General features: G+C 69.8%; 14 protein-coding genes. 6 read left to right on the top strand and 8 right to left on the bottom strand.

Annotated elements, in window-relative coordinates:
- Positions 1-49: 49 nt before the first annotated feature.
- The 3 genes from C3488_RS07325 to C3488_RS07315 are packed head-to-tail and all read right to left on the bottom strand — an operon-like array spanning position 50 to position 3,482.
- On the bottom strand, positions 50-2,278 hold the full coding sequence (locus C3488_RS07325) for an FtsX-like permease family protein (RefSeq protein ID WP_103838493.1): 2,229 nt from the start codon (positions 2,276-2,278) through the stop codon (positions 50-52).
- Positions 2,275-2,961, bottom strand: a complete 687-nt coding sequence (locus C3488_RS07320) for an ABC transporter ATP-binding protein (RefSeq protein WP_103838492.1) — start codon at positions 2,959-2,961, stop codon at positions 2,275-2,277. The genes C3488_RS07325 and C3488_RS07320 overlap by 4 nt, the downstream gene beginning before the upstream one ends.
- Complete coding sequence (locus C3488_RS07315) at positions 2,958-3,482, bottom strand: PadR family transcriptional regulator (RefSeq protein ID WP_103838491.1); 525 nt, start codon at positions 3,480-3,482, stop codon at positions 2,958-2,960. The genes C3488_RS07320 and C3488_RS07315 overlap by 4 nt, the downstream gene beginning before the upstream one ends.
- On the opposite strand from C3488_RS07315, the gene C3488_RS41375 reads away from it, so the two are divergent.
- Positions 3,481-4,512, top strand: a complete 1,032-nt coding sequence (locus C3488_RS41375; protein WP_308460658.1) for a nitrilase-related carbon-nitrogen hydrolase — start codon at positions 3,481-3,483, stop codon at positions 4,510-4,512. The genes C3488_RS07315 and C3488_RS41375 overlap by 2 nt on opposite strands.
- A gap of 30 nt (positions 4,513-4,542) precedes the next feature.
- On the opposite strand, the gene C3488_RS07305 is transcribed toward C3488_RS41375, so the two are convergent.
- On the bottom strand, positions 4,543-5,430 hold the full coding sequence (locus tag C3488_RS07305; protein WP_308460657.1) for a PHB depolymerase family esterase: 888 nt from the start codon (positions 5,428-5,430) through the stop codon (positions 4,543-4,545).
- 867 nt (positions 5,431-6,297) lie between these two features.
- Here C3488_RS07305 and C3488_RS07300 point away from each other — a divergent pair.
- The 3 genes from C3488_RS07300 to C3488_RS07290 all read left to right on the top strand — a co-directional run bounded on the left by C3488_RS07300 (position 6,298) and on the right by C3488_RS07290 (position 9,516).
- A complete protein-coding gene (locus C3488_RS07300; protein ID WP_103838489.1) occupies positions 6,298-6,870 on the top strand; it encodes a class I SAM-dependent methyltransferase in 573 nt (190 codons plus the stop codon).
- Between the two features lie 7 nt (positions 6,871-6,877).
- Positions 6,878-8,065, top strand: coding sequence for an NUDIX domain-containing protein (locus C3488_RS07295; RefSeq protein ID WP_103838488.1), 1,188 nt, complete (start codon positions 6,878-6,880; stop codon positions 8,063-8,065).
- A 305-nt stretch (positions 8,066-8,370) separates the two neighbouring features.
- Positions 8,371-9,516 carry a hypothetical protein gene (locus C3488_RS07290; protein WP_103838487.1) on the top strand — a complete coding sequence of 382 codons (1,146 nt, stop codon included), beginning with the start codon at positions 8,371-8,373 and terminating at the stop codon, positions 9,514-9,516.
- Between the two features lie 293 nt (positions 9,517-9,809).
- On the opposite strand, the gene C3488_RS07285 is transcribed toward C3488_RS07290, so the two are convergent.
- Both C3488_RS07285 and C3488_RS07280 read right to left on the bottom strand, forming a co-directional pair.
- Positions 9,810-10,139, bottom strand: coding sequence for a trypco2 family protein (locus C3488_RS07285; protein WP_103838486.1), 330 nt, complete (start codon positions 10,137-10,139; stop codon positions 9,810-9,812).
- Between the two features lie 60 nt (positions 10,140-10,199).
- Positions 10,200-13,616, bottom strand: coding sequence for a serine protease (locus tag C3488_RS07280; protein WP_103838485.1), 3,417 nt, complete (start codon positions 13,614-13,616; stop codon positions 10,200-10,202).
- 700 nt (positions 13,617-14,316) lie between these two features.
- Between C3488_RS07280 and ltaE the strand changes: the two genes are divergently transcribed.
- Entirely contained in the window at positions 14,317-15,354 is a 1,038-nt protein-coding gene (gene ltaE / locus C3488_RS07275) for a low-specificity L-threonine aldolase (protein WP_103838484.1), read from the top strand.
- A gap of 276 nt (positions 15,355-15,630) precedes the next feature.
- Positions 15,631-16,488, top strand: a complete 858-nt coding sequence (locus tag C3488_RS07270; RefSeq protein WP_103838483.1) for an aldo/keto reductase — start codon at positions 15,631-15,633, stop codon at positions 16,486-16,488.
- Between the two features lie 159 nt (positions 16,489-16,647).
- On the opposite strand, the gene C3488_RS07265 is transcribed toward C3488_RS07270, so the two are convergent.
- Positions 16,648-18,204 (bottom strand): alpha-L-arabinofuranosidase B, encoded by a 1,557-nt coding sequence (locus C3488_RS07265; protein WP_103838482.1) that lies wholly within the window; start codon positions 18,202-18,204, stop codon positions 16,648-16,650.
- 146 nt (positions 18,205-18,350) lie between these two features.
- The gene (locus C3488_RS07260) at positions 18,351-19,904 is read right to left on the bottom strand and encodes an alpha-L-arabinofuranosidase B (protein ID WP_181138917.1); all 1,554 of its coding nucleotides are present in this window, start codon (positions 19,902-19,904) and stop codon (positions 18,351-18,353) included.
- Between the last annotated feature and the right edge of the window lie 408 nt (positions 19,905-20,312).

Here is a 20,312-nt window from a genome sequence, read left to right as displayed (position 1 = left end):
CGCTACGGCCCTGGGCGCCGCAGCACCCGGGGCCGTAGCGGGAGGCGCGTCAGCCGTTGCGAGCGGCTTCGGGGCCGGTGATGCGTCTGAGCAGGGGGAGGGTCGAGGCGATGATCCCGAGCGCGGCGGCCAGTCCGCCCGCGACAAGCGCGTAGTACACCGCGTCCGGCGAGATCAGGTCGTAGTGCATCTGCGACCTCAGGAACATGGCCGACGCGGCGAAGGCGGTGCTGATCGCGATCGCGGAGACCGCCAGCAACGGCAGCGCGCTCTCCAGTCCGACCACGCGCCGCAGCAGCCGCAGCGGCGCGCCGGTGAGCCGCAGGATCGCGAACGGGCGCCTGCGGTCCGACAGGCCCGCGACGACGCTCACCGCCAGGCTGCAGCCCGCGATCGGCAGCGTGGTCAACAGCACCACGTTGGCCAATTGCCGCCAACCGGCCAGCTCCTGCTGCAGGGTGGTGCCCCAGTCGCCGACCGTGCGGGCCTGCTGCCGCGGATAGGCGATGGTGAGCAGGGTCCGCACGCGCTCCTTGGCCGCCGTCGACCCGTCGGTGGCCACGTAGACCAGTTGCACGGGCAGTCTTGCGACGGCGGCCGTGCTGATCGCGGCGGCAGGCCACTGGCGGCCCGGCTGCGAGACCAGGCTGCCGAAGGTGAAGAAGTCGACGGCCGCGACGCTCGCCCCGGCCGTGCAGCGGCCGACCATCGGGGTCTGCGCCAGATCGGAGCACGAAACCAACACCGGTACCAACGGGGGGTGATCGCCCGGGACCGGGACCTTGCCGATGCCGCCGGGGTTCGCGTGCACGGTGGCCAGGCCGCGGACGCCCGGAATCGTCCGGATCTCGGTGAGCAGCCGTGTCGGGATGGTCCCGGCCAGCGGCGCCCCGCCGGGGTCGCCGTCCTCCACCACCGTCCGGGTCTGCCGGTCGCCGCCGAGCATGTCGCGGTGGTGGTTGATGGTGCCGATGATGCTGACCGTGGCGGTGGTCACGAACAGGGCCAGGACAAGGCCGCTGACCGCGCGGAAACCGGCCTTCGGGTCGTCGGCGAGCCGGCGCACCGCTATCAGCATGGCCGGGCGTCGGGTCCGCCGGGCCACCGCCCGGGCGGCGGTCATGGTCAGCCACGGCCCGGCGATCACCAGGCCCAGCATCGCCACCAGGAAGCCGGGGAGGTAGGCCGCCGCCTGGCCGTTCCCGGTCACCGGGCGACGGTTGATGAAGTACGCCAGCTCGGCCAGGCCCGCCAAGAGCGGGATCAGCCGCCAGGCGCGCGGTGGGCGCGGGGTCACTCGGCGGGTCACTCCGAGCGGGGAGATGGTGACCCGGCGCAGCGCCAGCCGCGCCGCGATCGCCGCCGCCATCGGCACGCCGACGGCGACGCCGAGGGCCTGCGGGGCGCTGAGTGTCAGATCCTCGAGGAAGAATCGCTGCTGCCCGGTGAACGAGATGGTGGCGACCAGCGGGCGCAGCGCGGCGTAGAGCCCGAAACCGACCACTGTCCCGGCGGCCGCCGCCAGCGTCGACTCCACCGCCGAGATCACCGCCACCTGCCGGGGAGTGGCACCGACCAGCCGCATCGCCGCGTAGCGCTGCTCGCGGGTGGCGGCGGACAGACGCGTCGCGGTGCCGATGAAGATCAGTACCGGGAAGATCAGCGCGCCTGCCACCACGGAGAAGATGAGCGTCATGGCGTCACCGCGCACGGCGTTGTCCCAGCACTGGTTGTCGCAGGAGAGCGGCCGGGTACTGGCGATGGCGGTGACCTCTCTCGCCCCCGGTGCACTCTTGATCTGCGCGGGGGTACGGCCGATCACGGCGATCAGCGAGTCCGGGGAGGGCAGAGCGGCCTCGCCGATCGGGCCGGCGAGCCGGCCCGGGAAGCGGTCGCCCAGTTGGTCGGCCGGGGTGTCGCGGATCAGTTCGGCCAGCGCGGGAGAGGCGTAGTACTCGCCGGGCGCCGGCAGGTGCGTCAGACCAGGGGGGACGGGAGAAGTCGGGCCGGTCGCGGCGACGTCGACCTCGGTGATGGAATTGCCGTCGTAGTAGTCACCGTGCGGCCACCACCACAGCGGGTCCGCCGACGTCGTACGGCTCACGGCGCCGGTGTCGAGCCACACCTGCCTCTGGTTCGACCGGTCGACAGCGTGCATGCCGGCGAAGGTCGACAGCAGCAGCCCTACCCCGATGGCCACCGCGGCGGCGATCATGACCAGCCGGGCGACCGCCTCCCGGCCTCCGCTGACCGCCAAGCGGACGGCGAAGGCGATCACGAGGCGATCCGTCCGGTCGTGAGCAGCCTGGCCTTGCCGTCCCGGACCATTGCTTCCCGGTCGGCGTGCGCGGCGACCCGGGGCTCGTGGGTCACCAGGACGACGGTGGTGCCCTCCTCGTGGGCCGCGTCCACCATCAGGTCCATCACCTGTTCGCCGGTCAGCGAGTCCAGCGCCCCGGTCGGCTCGTCGGCGAACAGCACCTTGGGCCGGGCCACCAGACCCCGGGCCAGCGCCACCCGCTGCGCTTGACCGCCCGACAACTCCCCGGAGCGGCGCCGCTCCAGGCCGTCCAGCCCCAGCCGGGCGAACCAGGGCCGGGCCTCGGCGAGCGCTGCCGCCCGGCGTACGCCGGAGAACAGCAGCGGCAGGGCGACGTTCTCCTCGGCGGTCAACTCCGGGACGAGCTGGCCGAACTGGAAGACGAAGCCGAAGGTGTCGCGGCGCAGGGCGCTGCGGTCCGCCTCGTTCATGGTGTCGATGCGGCGTCCGTCGAAGTGCACCTCGCCCGAGTCGGGGGTGAGGATGCCGGCCAGGCAGTGCAGCAGGGTGGACTTGCCCGAGCCGCTCGGGCCCATGACGGCGAGCACCTCGCCGGCCTCGATGGCCAGGCTGGCGCCGCGCAGGGCGGAGGTCTCGCCGAAGGAGAGGGTGAGGTCGCGGGCCTCGATGAGGGCGGTCATGCGCGCACCGCCGCTGCGAGCGCATCCAGCCGGTCCGTGGTCAGCTCGATCCACCGTAGGTCGGCCTCCAGGTGGAACAGCCCGTGGTCGGCGAGCAGGGCGTCCACGAGCGGGCCGGTGCGGCGCAGCCGGGTCAGCTCGTGCATCCGCTGAAGGTGGGCGGCCCGCTGAGTGTCGAGGTACTCCTGGGCGTCGCGGCCGAGCATCAGGGCCAGCACGACCTTGGTGAACAGCACGCTCTGCAGATTGGGCTCGGGGGCCACCGGCTCGGTGAGCCAGGTCTCGAACTCCGTCGCCCCCGCCTCGGTGATCACGTAGCGCTTGCGCTCGGGGCCGTCCCCGGGCTCCGCCTCGCCGGCGATGACCTTCCCGTCCCGCGCCAACCGGCCAAGAGTCGTATAGACCTGCCCGTAGGGCAGCGGCTTGCCGCGGCCGAAGAACGCGTCGTAGTCCCGCTTGAGGTCGTAGCCGTGGCTCGGCTCTCGCTCCAACAGCCCCAACAGGGTGAGAGGAACACTCATGAGACGGACCATACACCAGAGATATACTCCGAGTGTATATCCGCAGAGAGTACGCCCCGCCTTCACGCCTCGCGCCCCCGACCAGGCGAGTCCCCGAATCCACCGAAACTCTTCGGGCGCGCAGCGAGCGCATGCCGTCCGAGGAACTGCCTGCACTCGCGCCGTGGACGGCGCCGTCGGCCGCATCGGCCAGCCCGCCTGTTGGGAGCACTACCAGCCACTGGCGCGATACGCCCTGATCGCCGACGGCGAGCAGATCCACGCCGCGATGTTCCCCGGCGGCCTCGGCGCCGAGAAGTTCACCGACCAGATGCAGATCGCCATCCGTCAGCACGCCCTGGAGTCGGCCTCTTTCGTGGTCAACGCCACCGCATGGCTGGACGAGAACCAACGGACAAAGCTCGCCGAGGACACCGGCGGTCCCATCGCAGCGTTCTCCGGCGGCTTCTTCACCGCCATCGCCGACCCCGAGGGCCGCATCGTCGGCCAGCCGCTCACCGCCGGTGAGGGCGAAGTGATCGCCGACCTGGACTTCGCACTGATCGACCGGCGCAAGCGCATGGCGGACACCATCGGGCACTCGACCGTACCCCAAGGTTCGTTCTCCACGAACGCGGCACGAAAGCCACCGCCCGCGCCGCCCGGGCGGCCGAGGACGAGCACACCGCCGGCACCCAGTAAAGCGCTGGGCCAGGTACAGGTGGTCGCCGGCGACGGCTACCACCTGTACCTCGTCACCCTCCGGTCCGACATCCCCGCACGCGGGGGACAAGCCCGCGCACCCGGAACCGGGGGCTACTGCCGGACCCATTTCCGGTCGCTGCCACCGTTACAGTTCGGGATGCTGACGGCGGTGCCGTTAGCCGTGCCCGCGCCGATGCCGTCGAGGCACAGTCCGGATTCCGCGGCGGGGACAGTGCCAACTTTGTTGAGCCGCCGCTGTTGGTCTGGCACCGCCGTCACAGTCCCAGACGTTCAGTTGGGTGCCGCCGGTCCGGTTGGTTCGGGCCACGTCCAGCGAACGGTTTGAGCCCACGCCCGGTGACAGGCACCTGTCGACCTAGGGTGCCAGGCCCATGAACTTCAGGGCCAGCAGTGCCATGCCGGGTTTGGGCAACTCGTGGCCGTACCCCTGGAAGCTGTTGGCCTCGACCGGTGGTTGCGTGCTGGCGTTACCGTAGCGGGTCCTTGTCCAGATCGACTCGGGCTGGTCGGTGAAGACCGGGGTTTGGCTGACACCGAGGACGTTGGTCCACTGTTTGATCTCTTCGCCGAGGTTGTGGTGGTTGAGGGCGGCGTCCTCGGTGCCGTGCCACAGTTGGATACGCGGCCGTGGCCCGGTGTAGCCGGGGTAGGCGGCGCGGGCCAGGTCGCCCCACTCCTGCGGGGTCTTGGTGATGTTGCCTGTGGAGCAGTCACTGTTCCAGCCGCGGAAAGTGCCGGTGTAGAAGCAGTGGTACGGCACGCCCATGAACGCCGATCCGGCTTTGAACACGTCCGGGTAGTCGGCGAGCATGACGTTGGTCAGCATCGCGCCGGAGGAGATGCCGGTCATGTAGACCTGGTGCTGGTTGGCGCCGCGGTTCGCGATCTCCCACCGCACCATGGACATCACGCCGGCCGGGTCGCTGGAGCCGTCGTGCTTCAGCGCGGCGTCCGACGCGACGTCCCAGCACTTGATGTCACCGGTGATCGAGGGGTAGACCACGATGAATCCGTACTGGTCGGCCAGTGACGCGAATTCGGTGTAGTTGTACATGTCAGGGCCGGAGCCGGTGCACCAGTGCGCGACCACGAGCACTGCCGGATGACGGGGCAGCTTGGCCGGCACGTACTCGTACATCTGGAGGTTCGTGGGGTTGTAGCCGAAGTTGTCGACCTGAGTCAACGTCGCCGCGGACGCCGGTGATGCGAACGTCAGGCTGCCCGCTATGACGCTCAGGGCCACGGCCGCCGCTGTGGCCGCCTTCCTCAACCACCCTCCAATCCTGCCGACGTGTGTCGCCCGCGCCAGGCTGGCGGCCGCGACCGCGAATCGACGTCCTTGTCTGTTCATGCTTCCTCCAACGTGCGGTTTCTTCGCTCGGTGTGGGTCGGATCAGCGTCGGATCTCAAGCTGCAGCCCACGTCGGTCACCGTGAAGGTGGCGCTGCCCATGGACTGTGCGACCGTGGCGTATCGGTTGGGAGCCATGCTGCTCGCTTGGTCTGCACCTTGCCGCGGCGATCCGGCGCAGAGCATTCGCCCTACGGTGGCGGCCCTTTCTTGATCGAAGTGTCGAAGCGCTTGAACCAACCGCGAGGCTAGCGGCGCGACTTCCCGTTCGACAAACGCTTCGATGAATCAAATCCGCCTCTGGAAAAGGTGTTTGACAGGAACGGTGCCGCATGCCCAAGAGTTCGAAGCGCTTCGAGACGTCGACCCCTGTGCAACCGGGAGGGCCTCACCGACGAGCAGTTCGCCGCCGTGTGGAACACGCTGCGGGGCGAGGGGGAGTGTCGGCGTTTCGGCCACCACCAATCGCCTTCGAAGCCTTACGGCGCCCGCGTCGGTGTATCCCGTACGCTCGAACGCCCGCTCCGTCCCAGGGTTCGCGGCCCGTCCGAAACGTAGGCGTTCGAGATTCCCGCCGGATCGTTGAGCCCCACGAGCGAACCGCCACCGACCAAAGGGGGACCCACGTTGACCACGGCCGGCACATCCACACAGTCGAACGGACTTCTTCCGGGACGGCCACTCCGAACCAGTCGAGCAACTTGCGCCGCCCCACCGGGACCACGACCGCGGCCGTGCCGCCCGCCGGCGAGGGAGCCGAATGACGACTGAAACGTCCACCGCCGGCTACTGGGAGTCTTCATGGACCGACGGTCGCCGGTACCGGGAAGTCAGCAGCGCCGAGGCCACGCTGCTGACCGACCGTGTCGGACCCGGCCGTGGACGCCCGGCCCTCGACATCGGCACCGGCGACGGTGCCCTCGCCCGCCACCTCGACCGGCTCGGTTACCGCACCACCGGCGTCGACTTCTCCCCCAGCGCCATCGCCGCGGCGCAGAGCAGCCGGCGTGGCGACGGGCCGACCTGGTGCCTGATGAACTTCACCGCGGACGACCTCGGCGCCCTGCCGGAACGGGCGTATGCGGTCGTCACCTGCCGCCTGGTCTACCGGTGGATGGACGACAAGGCTGCCTTCCTCGACCGCGTCCGGCAGGTCCTGGCACCCGGCGGGACCTTCTGGGTCGTCACCGAACTCGCCGGCCGCCGCGAGGAGGGCGATCCCCGCAAGCACCTCGGGATCACGGCCGCCGAGGCCGAGACACTCACTGCGGGATGGTCCGTGGTACGCACCGCCGACCTCGACGTGCTGCGCTGCTACGCACTCCGCCCCTGAACTCGAGATGGGAGACAACGCGTTGGACGTCGAACGACACACACGCCTCGCCTGGGACGCCTACGGAACACACCACGTGCGGCGCGGTACGACCCTGACGGAAGTGACCCGGATCGCCTGGGGCCCCGCGGCGAACGGGCCGGGGGACGACATCCTCGGGGACCTCAGGGGCCTGCGCGTACTGGACCTCGGCTGTGGCCCCGGCCGGCACGCCGCACACCTGGCCCGCACCTACGGCGCACAGGTAGACGCAGTCGATGTTTCCCCCAGCCAGATCGAGCGGGCCCGCTCCCGCTATCCCGATGTGCGGGGCCTGCGGCTGGTCAACGCCGACGCCGTCGAGCACCTGAGCACCGCAGCGCCGTACGACGTGATCTACTCCCTGAGCACCTTCCACTTCCTGGACCCGCACCGGCTCCTGCCCGCCCTGGCGACCGCCCTCAAGCCGGGGGGCCGGCTGTGCTTCACCGTGCTGCACACCAACTCCGTCGGGGACGGCCCCACTTCGACCGTCACCCCACGCCCGGAGATCCTCCACCTGGCCGGCGGCGGCGAGCTCACCATGCACATGTGGGTGCTGACACCGGAGTTGTGGGAGGACCTGCTCGGGCAGTACGGGCTCCACGTGCAGGACATCACCGTCCTCGACACGCCGGAGGAGAACAACAACGCCTCCTATCGGCTCTTCCAGGTCCACCGACCGGCCCGCATCACCGCCCGTCCCCGCACCCCGAAGCCACCGGACCCTCGGGCGGCGGTCGGCGTCGGCGCCGTGCTGCTCGGGCCCCGGGGCCTCCTCCTGGGCCGGCACCGGCTGGGTACGCGAGAGCTGCCCGGCGGGACCGTGGAACCAGGCGAGTCCTTGCAGGAGGCCGTGGTGCGCGAACTCGCCGAGGAGACCGGACTGCACGCCGACCCCGCCGACGTCCGCCTCCTGGGCATGCTCCTCGACCAGGTCGGCGACGTCGTCCGCATCACCTTCGGCGCGCTCGTCACCCGCTGGCGCGGGGAACCGGCGGACCAGCCCGACGAAAGTGTCGGCGACTGGCGCTGGTGGCCTCTGGACGCCCTGCCCCCGGACCTGTTCGAGTGCAGCGCCCAGATCCTCACGGCCTGGCGGCCCGACCTGCCGATCGACCACGCACCCGCCCGCTTCACCCCCGTCACCGACCCCCATACGCCCCCGGCCGCATGATCCCACGCCCGCGCTCACGGGAAGGGCCGGTCCCGCGACCCCTGCCCGCCGCGCCAGGCCCGACGACGCCGAAGGCATCACCCGCCTGCGATCGGAGCTGATCCTCTCCCAGCCGCTCGACTCGACCTGGCCGGCCTTCTGCCGAGACCGGCCGGCCGAACGCCTCCGACCCGGCGGCGACGCCCGGGCCTACGTCGTCGACGCACCCTGCGCAGGGCTCACCAGCTGCGCCCTGGCCAGGGGCCAGGGGCCAGAATGGGCACGTCACAGCACCATGCATCGCATGTCCGCGAAGGAGCAGCTTCATGACCCGCTACTGCCTCGTGCCCGACCGGCATGAGCTGATGGCCACATGGGGAACCGGCGAAGGCGACCTCGCCGTCCGCATCGCGGCTCTGCCCGTCGACGCCGACACCTCCGCGCTCCTGGGCTTGGCCCGCGCTCTTACCCAGCTCTCCGACGCTGCATGGCGCACCTACACACACCCCGCCAGTGCGGCCGACTCCCTGGAACCGAACACCGAGGGCTGGCGTCGCGAACAGGAACGCAAGCACTTCGGCCAGGTCGTCGACGCGATCACTCAGCCGCACCTCCCCCACGGCGGAATGCTGACGGTCTCCTACAGCCCCCTGCTGGAGTCCGCTCACCGTGTCGGACGCGCCCTGCACGGGCTGGACGATCCTCAGCTCCTGAAGGCCGTTGTCGCGGAGGCCACCACCGAGCTCACTGCCGTGGAGAATGCGGAACTGGGCGACCTCAGTGGCCGCGCCCAGCAGGCCGTCCTGCTCAGCCGCGAAGACGCCTCCCCCGTCCAGGTCGCGGCCGCCGACGACCTTCTGCGGCGGGATCCCTTCGGCCCCGTCGAGCTCTTCTCCCGCATCGATCCGACCGCAGCCGCCGTCGCGGCGGCCCACTGGCTCGCCGCGGCAGCGGAGGTCGCCGCTGAAACCTCCGGTCAGGACTTCACCCAGGTGGTCCTCGAGGCCGACGACATCGAGGCCCTCCCCCACGAGACCCCCACGGTCATCCTCGGCCTCATGGAAGACGGCGCCAGCGCGCACGATGCCGTCACGAGCCTCGTCCGCCACGCCATGCAGATCACCGACGGCTTGCTCCCGGACCCTGCCGTCCTACGCGAGCAACTCGACGACCTGGAGGAAACAGTCGCCGAGTACCTCGGTGAGGAGGAACCCGACCTCGCCGACCTCGCCTTGCGCCTCACTCCTCTTGACCCCAAACGCCCTGCCCGCGATCTCCTCGAGGATCTCATTGCGGGCATTTACGGTTGCTGGCTCCTGCACAGCGAGTACACCGACCTCGATGTGGCACCGGGCACCGATGGCTCCGGGGAAAGGGACGACCAACAGGCCGAGGAACACTACGAGCGTAGTCGCGCCCGCTTCGCCGAGCTCGTCCGGCAAGCAGCCCAGGACCGCGATCGGCTCATCTGAACCGTCCGGCCCACACCGCCGTACGCCGATGCCAGGAGCATCCTCCATTCCTGCTCTGCCCACGGCGGCCGCGATGTCGACGCGAGGGATCCGGTGGTCGAGGCCGATCGGCGTGTCCCCGCGGCAGCGGGATCATTGCCGGCCAACTGCTCCCCTCGCCCGCGGGGACGGTGTCGTCTGGGACTCCGTCCTGGGCGAGTAGTTGACCAGGCCGTTCACCGACGGCAGCCTGCTGCTGCACGGGCAGCCGGCGTCGTGCAGGGTAGGGAAGGGAGCGCTGCAAGAGGGGGAGACTACTCCACGGAGTTGAAGCGTCGGGTGCTTCCGTGGGTGTCGTTACCGACCTCCAGGTTGCCCCCGGCGGCGTCCTTGGCTGTGAGGGTGAAGGCGATTCGATGGGTACGGCCCTGGGAGGCCTTCGCATCGGCGTCGGCGTTGACCACCCACGCCTTGACTCCGCCCTTGGCCCCGGCCTCGCGCCGCAGTTCGACCGTGAACTCCATCTGAATCGGGCCGACCTCGAAGCGCACCGCTTCCCCGGCCCCGGCCGCTGCCGCCTGCATCAGCCCGTCCCTGATCGCCCTCACCGCGGCGGCGAGTTCGATGTCCTGGAAGTCCGGCACTGACCCTCCTGTCGTCGACTGATGATCGACGGTAAAGCATGCCGCCCCGCCCCGTCTCCGTCACCGGCCGCCGAGGCGGCGCCACCAGGGAGACGGTGGCTTCGGCGCCTCCGCCGTGGGTTGGTTCCTCAGCACCTGGCGTACCGAACCAGGCGGAAGGCACTCGGCTCCGGTGACCCGCAGATCGCCTGAGGATGCCCAGCTCAGGGTGACCGAGACGTCGGCGATGCCGGCGAGCGCGGAGAGGTCCACGGTCGCCGGCCTGCGGCCTGCGTGCGTGAACTGTACGTGCAGGCGCAGCTCCTGAAGTGAGGGAAGCATCCGGGGAAGGAGGTCTGCCGTGCAGAGGTCTGCGGTCGCATAGGTGGTGACCTGCGCGCTGGTGACGCCGGGCAGGCGCACCACCTGTGAGAGGTCCGATGGGCAGAGGTCTTCGATGGCGAGGTCCACGTCCTTCAGCGAGGGGAGCCGGCTGAGTGCGGACAGCTCTTCGGCAGGAACCGGTGCGCCGGACAGGGTGAGCGAGGCGAGGTGCGGCCAGCGACGGACGGCGTGGAGGTCGGCGACGACCAGGTTGCCCAGGAGCCGGAGGCGTCGGAGACCTTTCGGAAAGCGGACGTCTGTCAGCGTGAGGCGGCGTGCCGCCCCGCCCCGATCCCATCGAAACGTTGCATCGTGGAGTGTCTCCACGTCCTGCAACGGGGACAGGTCGGGGCCGCTGGGCACGTTCCGGAGTATGACGGTGTGCATACGGAGGCGACGCAGCGCCGAGTAGTCCGTGAGGCCGCCGCAGTCGGAGAGGCACAACGCGGACAGCTCCGGCAGTTCCACCGCCAGGAACTCAAGGTCGCGCAGCACGTCGTTGGCATCCAGGGTGAAGTCGTCCGGGCGGGCGCGCCGGAGCACGGGCGCGAGTGCCTCTGCCGGGAAGTCGCCCACACAGGCGAGCGCGGGAACCGGACCCATCGTCGAGAGCGCGGAGAGCTGCGCCGAACTGCTTACGGTGAGGCGTACTCCCGCGAGCGGGGTGTGGACGAGGATGCCCTCCGCGTATGCCCGGGCGTCGAAGCCGTCCCAGGCGTCCGCGAGTTCCTGCCGCACGTTCTGGTCCGGATGCGCCCGGAAGGAGTGCAGCACCTGATAGGCATGCTCCCCGCCCAGCAGGCGGGCGGTACGGACGACGGCGCCGGCCTGCCCCGCCGTGAGCCCCTCGGGTGGCGGGAGCAGGTCCAGTGCCACTGTTCCGGCCTGAGCGAGCAGCTCGGCGTCCGCCGGGCTCTCGGGTGGAACCAGTGCAGCCGCACGCCTCTCGACCTCGGCGCGCACGTCAGGAGCGAGAGCCGTCGCGTGCTCCAGGCACGCTGCGGCAAGCAGGTGCAGCCGCTCGCGTTGCGGGGAGGCGGCCATGTCGCCGAGTTCCAGCAGGCGGCGCAGCAGGATGGCGCGTTCGTCCGCGCGGGCGTGCCCGACGGCCATCCGCACCACGTCTTCCCACTGCGGCTCGTGGGCGTGCGCGGCCACCAGGTTGAGGTCCTGGCCCTCCACGGCGGCCTTCGAACCGAGGTAGTCCTGGAACGTGCGGTGGATGAACTCGACGGTGTCGGGGGATGGCGCGCGCAGGATTCCACTGCGCAGCAGCAGGTGGTCCAGGACGTCTGCGGCCTGCTCGGGCGCGGCGACCTGGGGCATCGAGCGCAGGGCATCGGCGACGACCCGCAGCACGTTGGAGCGGTCGGCTTCGGCATGGCCGTTGCGGATCATCCAGTAGGCGAGCTGCTGCAGCAGCCACAGCTGTGCGCTCTCGTTGATCTGCAGATGCGTGCCCACCCTCCGCTGCACGTCGCGACGGACCAGCAACATGCTCAGCGCGGCCTCGTAGAGTTCCAGCCGGTTCTGCGGCAGATAGGAATTGCGGTCACGGTGCAGCGCGCAGATCATCGCGCACATCAGGGGGTTGGTCGCAAGGCGGCCCAAGTCGTTCTTGCGGGGCAGGGCATCGGCCAGTACCTGCTCGTACTCCGCCAGCTGGGCCCGTTCATCTGGGCGCTCGACGGTCCGGGCCGCTGCCTGGTGCCAGCGATGCATGAACGCGGTGACGTCCTGGCGGTTCATCGGCAGCAGGTTCAGCTCGGTGAACTGCTGGCTGCTCAGCCAGCCGTCGTCCACGGCCGAGGGCCGGGTCGTCACCAGGAAGACGCAGTCGGGGTAGAGGGTGATCAGTTGCTTGAGCCAGTCCCGGGTCCGCTGTCGGTCGCCCTCCTGGATCTCGTCCACGCCGTCGATGAGCAGGAGCCCGCGCCCGGACTGAAGGACCTGGTCGGCCCAGCCTTCGGGCTGCAGGGACTGCAGCGGATTGCCGACGGCGGAGAGGAAGTCCTGTGGTTCCGGCAGCGCGTCGCGTCGGGTGAGGGTGCGCAGGGGCAGAACGAACGGCAGGCAGCCCTGAAGGTGCCCGAGCGCCAGTGGGAACTCCCGGCGGGCTGCGGTCACGGCCAGCCACTGCACCAAGGTCGTCTTGCCGGAGCCGGCGTGGCCGCGCAGGAGGATGCGGGTCCGGCGTGCGAACGCCGTCTCGACGCGCTGTCGGCCGCCGCCGACCGGATCGTGGAACCGGCCGCCCGGCTCGCCGACCGCGTCCTCCGATCCCGGCCTGCGCCTGTGGTGGGGCGCCAGCTCCAGGCTCAGATACGCCGTGTCCAGCGGCCACTGCGCGTGTTCCTGGCGGCTGAAGTCGAGCCCGAAAATCCTGAGTTCGTTGTAGAACTCGGCCACGTACGCCGCGTACCGGCGCTCGAACTCGGCGTGCGGGTTGTGCTCGGGATCCGTGAGTTCGTCCACGGTCGGCTGATGACCGGTGTGTTGCACCAGCCGCTCCACGAACTCCGGGTCCCCGAAGAGGACGCGGCTGCGTACGGCTTCAAGGCGACCGTGCTGCCAGTCGACGGGGTCGGTCACCACCACCCCGATGATCGTTCCCTGTGCGAACAGAGCCGCACCGGACATGCCCGCCCACGGGGAAGGGCCTTCCGTGCGCGCGAGAGGCGGCGTATACGGGCTGTCGAGTACGTGTCGCGAGCGGACCATGCGGGAACCAGGCTTGAACGTGCCGACGATCTGCTCCGTGTCGAGTCCGTCCTCGCCGTCGCGCTGCATCTGCGGGAAGCCGATGGCCTGGCAGGATTCCATCGGAGCGAGTCCTGAGGGCACGCCCCAGCGCACCGGCTCCAGGTGCTCGGCGAGTTCGGCGGGGATCAGGTCTCGCTTGGCCAGCAGCAGCGCCGCATCGCACTCGCGGTCGTGCCGAGACCACACCACGCGGCATTCGACCTCGCCGACACCGCCGAGCGTCGCGACCTTCGCCAGATAGCGGTTCTGCACCACGTGCCCGGCGGTGAGGACGAGACGGGGTGTCAAGAGATACCCGCTGCCCTGGCGGGTGCCGAGCACGGCGGCGATGCGGAAGCGTTCCGGTCCCACGGGTCACAGTCTCCGCAGAAGTAGTGTTCGGTGGCTGCCTGTTGTGGTGGAGTCGCCCGAGCAGCCGGCTGGGCCGGCCTTGATCCCCGCCACCGCTTTCGCTGTTGGTCCGCCCGCTCAAACTCTAGGACATCCACCAGCGTGACGTGGGGAATTCAGGCAGTTCGCAGGGGCGGTCGGGGGCTTGCCGCCGTCTGGGGCACCGCGGACGAGCCCTACGGTCCGGACCGGCACTTCCGTCGTCTGCTCGGGCGGCTTGACGTCGGCTGCGTGGTCGTCGTGCCCGGAGCCCAGCAGATCAACTCCTTGCGGGATCCGGCGCACCACCGATGGGTGATGGCCGGCGTTGTCCGTCCGCCCCCGGCCGTGTCCCGGCTCAGGCGGGTGCCGTGGCTCGGCTCAGGCGGGTGCCGTGGCTCGGCTCAGGCGGGTGTGCCGGGCGGGGTCAAGCGCACCAGGACCGCGCCGTGAGCGGGCAGTTCGGGACGCAGCTCGCGCCCCTCGTGCGGGACGTCCCTGTGGGCAGGGCGGGAAGTCGAAGACCGGGCCGGTCACACGGTCCTCGACCGGGGAGGCGGGGACGGGTGTGAAGCGGCTCGCGGCGGGGGCTGGGGCGCAAGCGGGTCTCGGGGGCCAGTACACGACGTTGAGCGGCCGCCCCGTCGACGCTCCCCGGACGGTGGTCCGGTAGGAAGGAGGCATGGACAACGTCATAGACCTGCGGAGCGACACCGTCACCCGCCCCACCGATCCGATGCGTACGGCCATGGCGCGGGCCGAGGTGGGGGACGACGTGTTCGGCGACGATCCCGCCGTGAATGCCTTGCAGGAACGGTTGGCGGAGTTGCTCGGCTTCCCCGCCGCGCTCTTCGTCTCGTCGGGCACCCAGAGCAATCTGTGCGCACTGCTCAGTCACTGCGGGCGTGGTGACGAGTACATCGCAGGGTGGAACGCGCACGTCTACTCCCACGAGGGCGGCGGGGCGGCGGCGCTCGGCGGGATTCAGCCGCAGCCGTTGCCGCACCAGGAGGACGGGACACTCGACCTCGCGGACGTCGAGGCGGCGGTCAAGCCGGACGATCCGCATTTCGCACGGACCCGGCTGCTGTGTCTGGAGAACACGTTCGGGGGCATGGTGATCGCTCCGGAGTATCTGGAGTCGGCCACGGCCGTGGCCCGCAAGCACGGCCTGGCGACGCACCTGGACGGGGCCAGGCTCTTCAACGCCGCGGTGGCCGGCGGCGGCGATCCCTACGAGGGAGCACGGAAGATCGCGGAGCGTTTCGACAGCGTCTCGGTGTGTTTCAGCAAGGGCTTGGGGGCACCGGTGGGCTCGATGCTGCTCGGTTCCCGGGAACTCGTCAGTGAGGCACGGCGGTGGAGGAAGGTTCTGGGCGGAGGCATGCGGCAGGCGGGAGTGCTGGCGGCGGCCGCGTCGTACGCGCTGGACCACCACGTCGAGCGGTTGGCCGAGGACCACGCCAACGCCGCGCTGTTCGCCGAAGCCCTCGACGGCGTACCGGGACTCGAGGTCGGCGCGGCCCGCACCAACATGGTGTTCGCACGGGCCGTCGCGGGGGTCACGCCGCAGGACCTGGTGGAGCGGCTGACTGCCAGGGGTGTGCTGTGCACGGGCGGACCGCAGTTCCGGTTCGTGTTCCACCTCGACGTCTCGCGGGAGGATGCGGAGCGCGCGGCGATTGTTGTGCGCGAGACCCTGGCCGACGGCATCGCCTGACGGGCAGGCACGCACGCACCGCGTTGCCGCGAGGCTTCCGCAGCCGGACCTCACCCGGTGGCATGGACGATGCGCGCCGTTTGGTTCACGCTGCGATCGGTGAGCGTTGTGAAGGTCGCCCCATTCAGATGGCCGGCTGCTGAATGCGTTCGCTTTCTTCTATTGGACCCCTGGCTGCTGCTCCACGACGCTGGGTTGTGCCGACGTCGCCGCGGGTCCCTGCCGCAGGTGTTGGTCGGCATCAGTTCCCCGTACGCCGAAAGAGGTCTCGAGCACATGCATACTCGCCGCATCGGTGACGTCGAGGTCAGCGCGATCGGTCTGGGCGCCATGCCCATGTCGATCGAGGGCCGCCCCGAGGAGGCACGTTCCCTCGCCACCATTCACGCCGCGCTCGACGCCGGCGTGACGCTGATCGACACCGCCGATGCCTATCACCGGGACGCCGGTGAAGTCGGTCATAACGAAACCCTGATCGCCAAGGCTCTCGCCTCGCACGCGCTGGGTGGGGATGTCCTCGTCGCCACGAAGGGCGGCCACCTGCGTCCCGGAGACGGCAGCTGGACACAGGACGGCTCCCCCAAGCACATCAAGGAGGCCTGTGAGGCCTCCCTGCGCCGCCTCGGCGTGGAGGCCATCGGGCTCTATCAGTTCCACCGTCCCGATCCCAAGGTCCCCTACGCCGAATCGGTCGGTGCGGTGCGGGAACTCCTCGACGAGGGCAAGATCCGGATGGCCGGTATCTCCAACGCCGACCCGGACCAGATCCGGCAGGCGGGCGAGATCCTCGGCGGCCGCCTGGTCTCCGTCCAGAACCAGTTCTCGCCTGCCTTCCGCTCCAGCGAGCCCGAGCTTCAGCTGTGTGACGAGCTCGGCATCGCGTTCCTGCCGTGGAGCCCTCTGGGCGGCATCTCCCGTGCACGCGAACTGGGCTCTGCCTACACACCGTTCGCGCGCGTCGCCGAGGCTCACGGGGTGAGCCCCCAGCAGGTCTGCCTGGCGTGGATGCTCGCGAAGTCGCCGGTCGTCGTTCCGATTCCCGGCGCGAGCCGGCCGGAGACCATCCGTGACTCGGCGGCGGCTGCCGACCTGAAGCTGACGGATGAGGAGATCGCCGAGCTGGACGCCGTCTGACACTCTGCGGCTTGGCCCTGGACGCCGGCTCGGCCACCGAGCCGGCGTCCACCGCCATGCCTTGGAAGAGTCCATGAGAGGAAGCGAGCGCGGCCTCCCTGCGATTCTGCATGGCTGCCGCGCTCGCTGCTGAAGGCGCTCGGAGAGTCCGGTCCCGCGTCAGCTCCAGGGAGATGCCGTGAGCCAACTGGTGTCCTGGGCCCACGACGACGTGGAGTCCCAGGCGTTGGAGCCGCCGTTGCTGGCTATGTAGACCGTGTAGTTGTAGTGGCGGATGTATTTCGTCGGGTAGTTGACGGACTGGAAGGAGTGGCCGACCCCGCTGTTGCCCGTGGTGGGACAGAAGGTGGCGTCCTGCGCGAACGAGCTGCCGCCGTTGTCGGTGTTCAGGTAGAGCTCGTAGTTGTAGTGGCGCAGGAACTGGCCTGGGTTGTTGGCGGACTCGAAGGACAGGCAGGAGCTGTTGGCCAGGCCGGCGCGGACGATCCAGGTGGCGTCGGCCTTGTCGGTGGCCGAGCTGGAGGAGTTGATGCTGGAGATGACGACCTTGGTGTCGGCGTCGTCGTGGCGCAGGTAGTCCGAGGTGCAGCAGGGGGAGGTGGTGGCCTGCAGGGAGATCCGGGAGCCGGGCGTCAGCGAGCCGGTGCTGGTCGAGCCGCTGTTGTAGCCGGCGGCGGTGATGTTGGCCTGCACGGCGTTCTCAGTGGCGTCCGAGGGGTAGCCCGAGGTCATCACGCCTTCGTAGAAGGTACCCTGGGCGCCCTTGCTGTTATCGCCGCCGATGCCGAGGATGATCGCGCCTTCCTTGTGCATCGGGTTGTAGCCGGAGACGTTGGGGCGCACGCCGCTGTAGTAGGTGGACAGGCTGCCCGCCTGGGCGTCGCCGCCGCGGATGGCCCACTGGTTCGGGCCACCCTTGACCATGGCGGTCAGGAACCGGTTGTTCACGGTGGGGTCGTTGGCATTGAACGTGCGGTTGACCCCGGAGAACAGGCCGTTCTCGAGGTCGGCCATCACCCAGGGGCCGTTGCCGCTGCCGTAGCCCCACGCCTTGCTGTTGCCGAAGTAGATGGCCTCCATGTGGCCGTTGCCGGTGTCGGTGCTGCTGGTCTCGGCGTTGCCGTAGTCGAAGCAGCAGCCGCCGTTGAAGTGGGTGCCGTCGAAGATCGCGTACATGCCCTCGGGCTGGTCGCCGGTGGCGATGCCGTTGGTGTTGTTGTTGCGGTAGCCGGTGCCGGGGGCCACGTAGACGCCGTACGCCTCGTGCCCGCCGACGGTGACCGGCGCCTCGAAGGCGTTGGCGAGGTTGTCCGGCCCGCCGGCGGCTCCGCCCGCGGGTGCCTGGGTGAGGTCGTTGCCCTTGCCGGACTGGTCGTAGATGACGGTGATGACGCAGCTGGTGTTCGCGCAGAAGGAGTCCTGCGCGGCGGCGTTGGCGTATCCGCCGGCGCTCAGCAGGCCGATGTTCAGGGTGGTGTTGTCGGAGGCGCGCCTGACCTGGTACAGCGGGCCGTTGTACGCCCCGTACAGGGCGCGGGTGGTGCTGTGCGCGGCGACGCAGGGGGTGCCGCCCGCGGCGTAGATGTCGCACGGCCCCTGGGTGGCGGCCTGCGAGGTGGTGGCCGTGGCGGTGAGCAGGCCGGCGGCCAGCGCGGCGGTGGCACCGGCCGCGAGCAGCGCGCGTCTGACGCTGCGTATCCACGGTGGCTTGATCATGAGAACTCCTTCACAGGGTGGGGCGTGATGTGGGCGTCGACGAACCCCCGGTGTGCGGCTGTGCGGACGGCGCGGGTTGCGTTGACGCCTCCGGGTCCGGTGTGGAGTCGCCCCTCTTCGGCACCGGACCCGGGGCTGGTTGCTCGTCAGCTCCAGGGCGCTGCGGCCAGCCAGCTGGTGTCCTGGGCCCACGACGTCGGGTTGTCCCAGGCGTTGGTACCGCCGTTGCTCGCGATGTAGCCGGTGAAGTTGTAGTGGCGGATGTACTTGGCCGGGTAGTTGAAGGACTGCAGTGAGTAACCCGTGCCGCTGTTTCCCGGCTTGGAGCAGAAGGTGGCGTCGGCGGCGAACTGGCTGGTGCCGTCATTGGGCTGGAGGTGGAGCTGGAAGGCGTAGTGCCTGATGTAACTGCCGGGCGTGTTGGCCGACTCGAAGGAGACGCAGTTGCTGTTGGCCAGACCGGCGCGGACGATCCAGGTGGCGTCGCCCTTGACGGTGGCGGAGCTGCCGGAGGTCACCGGCGCGATCACGACCTTGTCGTCGCTGGTGTCGTGCTGCAGGTAGTCGCCGGTGCAGCAGGAGGTGGTGGCCTGCAGCGACACCTTCGCGCCCGGGGTGAAGGGGGTGGTGGTGCTGTAGCCGGCCGCGGCGATGTTGGCCTGGACCGCGGCGTCGGTGGCGTCGGAGGGGTAGCCCGTGACCATGGCGCCCTCGTAGAAGGTGCCCGCGCTCGCGTTGCGGTTGGTCTGGCAGCAGTCGCCGCCGCTGCCGAGGATGACGGCACCCTGCTTGTGCATCGGGTTCCATCCGCTGGGCAGTGCGCCGCTGTAGAGCTGGGTCAGGCTCCCGGACTGGGCGTCGGCGCCTTTGAGCGCCATCTGGGTGGTGCCGTTGTTCTTGAGCATCGCGGTGACGAAACGGCTGGTCTGGGAGACCTGGTTGGGGTTCCACGTCTTGCTGCCGCCGGAGAACAGGCCGTTCTCCAGGTCCGCCTGCACCCACGGCCCGGTTCCGCTGCAGCCGCCGAACCAGCATTCCGTGCTGAAGTTGATCGCGTCCATGGCGCCGTTGCCGTCGGCCTTGTGGTCGATCTCCGTGTTGCCGTAGTCGAAGCAGCAGCCGTTGTTGACGTGGGTGCCGCTGGTGACCATGTACTCGCCCTCGGGTGAACTGCCGGTCGGCACGCCCCCGGAGGAGTTGTACGCGAAGTAGCTGTTGCCCGGGTTGATGTAGAGCGCATAGGCCTTCTGGCCGCCCACACTGATCGCTTCGGTGGTCGCGGTGGCCGCCGTGTCGGCGCCGCCGGTCCCGCCAGGGCCCTGGTAGACCAGGGTGTTGCCGCCGCCGGTCTGGTCGTAGACGCGGGTGATGGTGCAGGTGGTGCCCGCGCAGAACGAGTCCTGCGCCGCGGCGTTGGCGACACCTCCGGCGGACAACACCCCGATGTTCTGCAATGTGTTGTCCGACGCCCGCTGCACCTGGTAGAGCGGGCCGTTGTAGGAGGCGAACAGCGCGCGGGTGGTGCTGTGCGCCGCGACGCACGGCGTTCCGCCCGCCGCGTAGATGTCGCAGGGCCCTTGTGCGGCGGCGTGCGAGGCGTCGCTGAAGGCGATGAGGCTGGTGAAGGCGAGCGCCACCGCGGCCAAGGAGACGACCAGCCCCCGGCGCAGTCGGCGAAAAACGTGCAGCGCAGGCACCATGAACTCCTTTGTTCATCGATACGGGACAGCGAGCCGCGCCGCCAACCGGGTTGGCGGTGGGCTGCGGACGGCTGATGGGGACTGAGGGCGGGCGAGCGGCTCCGCCGGCGGGCCACCCGCGAATTGTTAGCGCTAACAATTCGGAGGGCGAACCGGCTGTCACGCGGCTGTTCGGAATAAGCCCTCACTGTCGACGAACTCCGGATGGACGTCAAGATGTCGAACCGGTTCGTTTTAAGAGGATTGACACGACGGATCCATCCGCAAGCGGCAGGCACAATTCTGCCCGCGCCAGTCCTGCACTCTCGGCTCACCTGCGGTCTCTGTCCGAAGTCTTGACGCTCGCTCACGCCTGCTTCTAGCTTTTCCGGTCGCGAACCGATTCGATGCGCCCGGCCCTACCCCTCT

It is taken from the genome of Streptomyces sp. Ru72, from assembly GCF_002920635.1.
Classification (GTDB): Bacteria; Actinomycetota; Actinomycetes; order Streptomycetales; family Streptomycetaceae; genus Streptomyces.
This window is presented reverse-complemented; position numbering and strand designations above follow the sequence as displayed.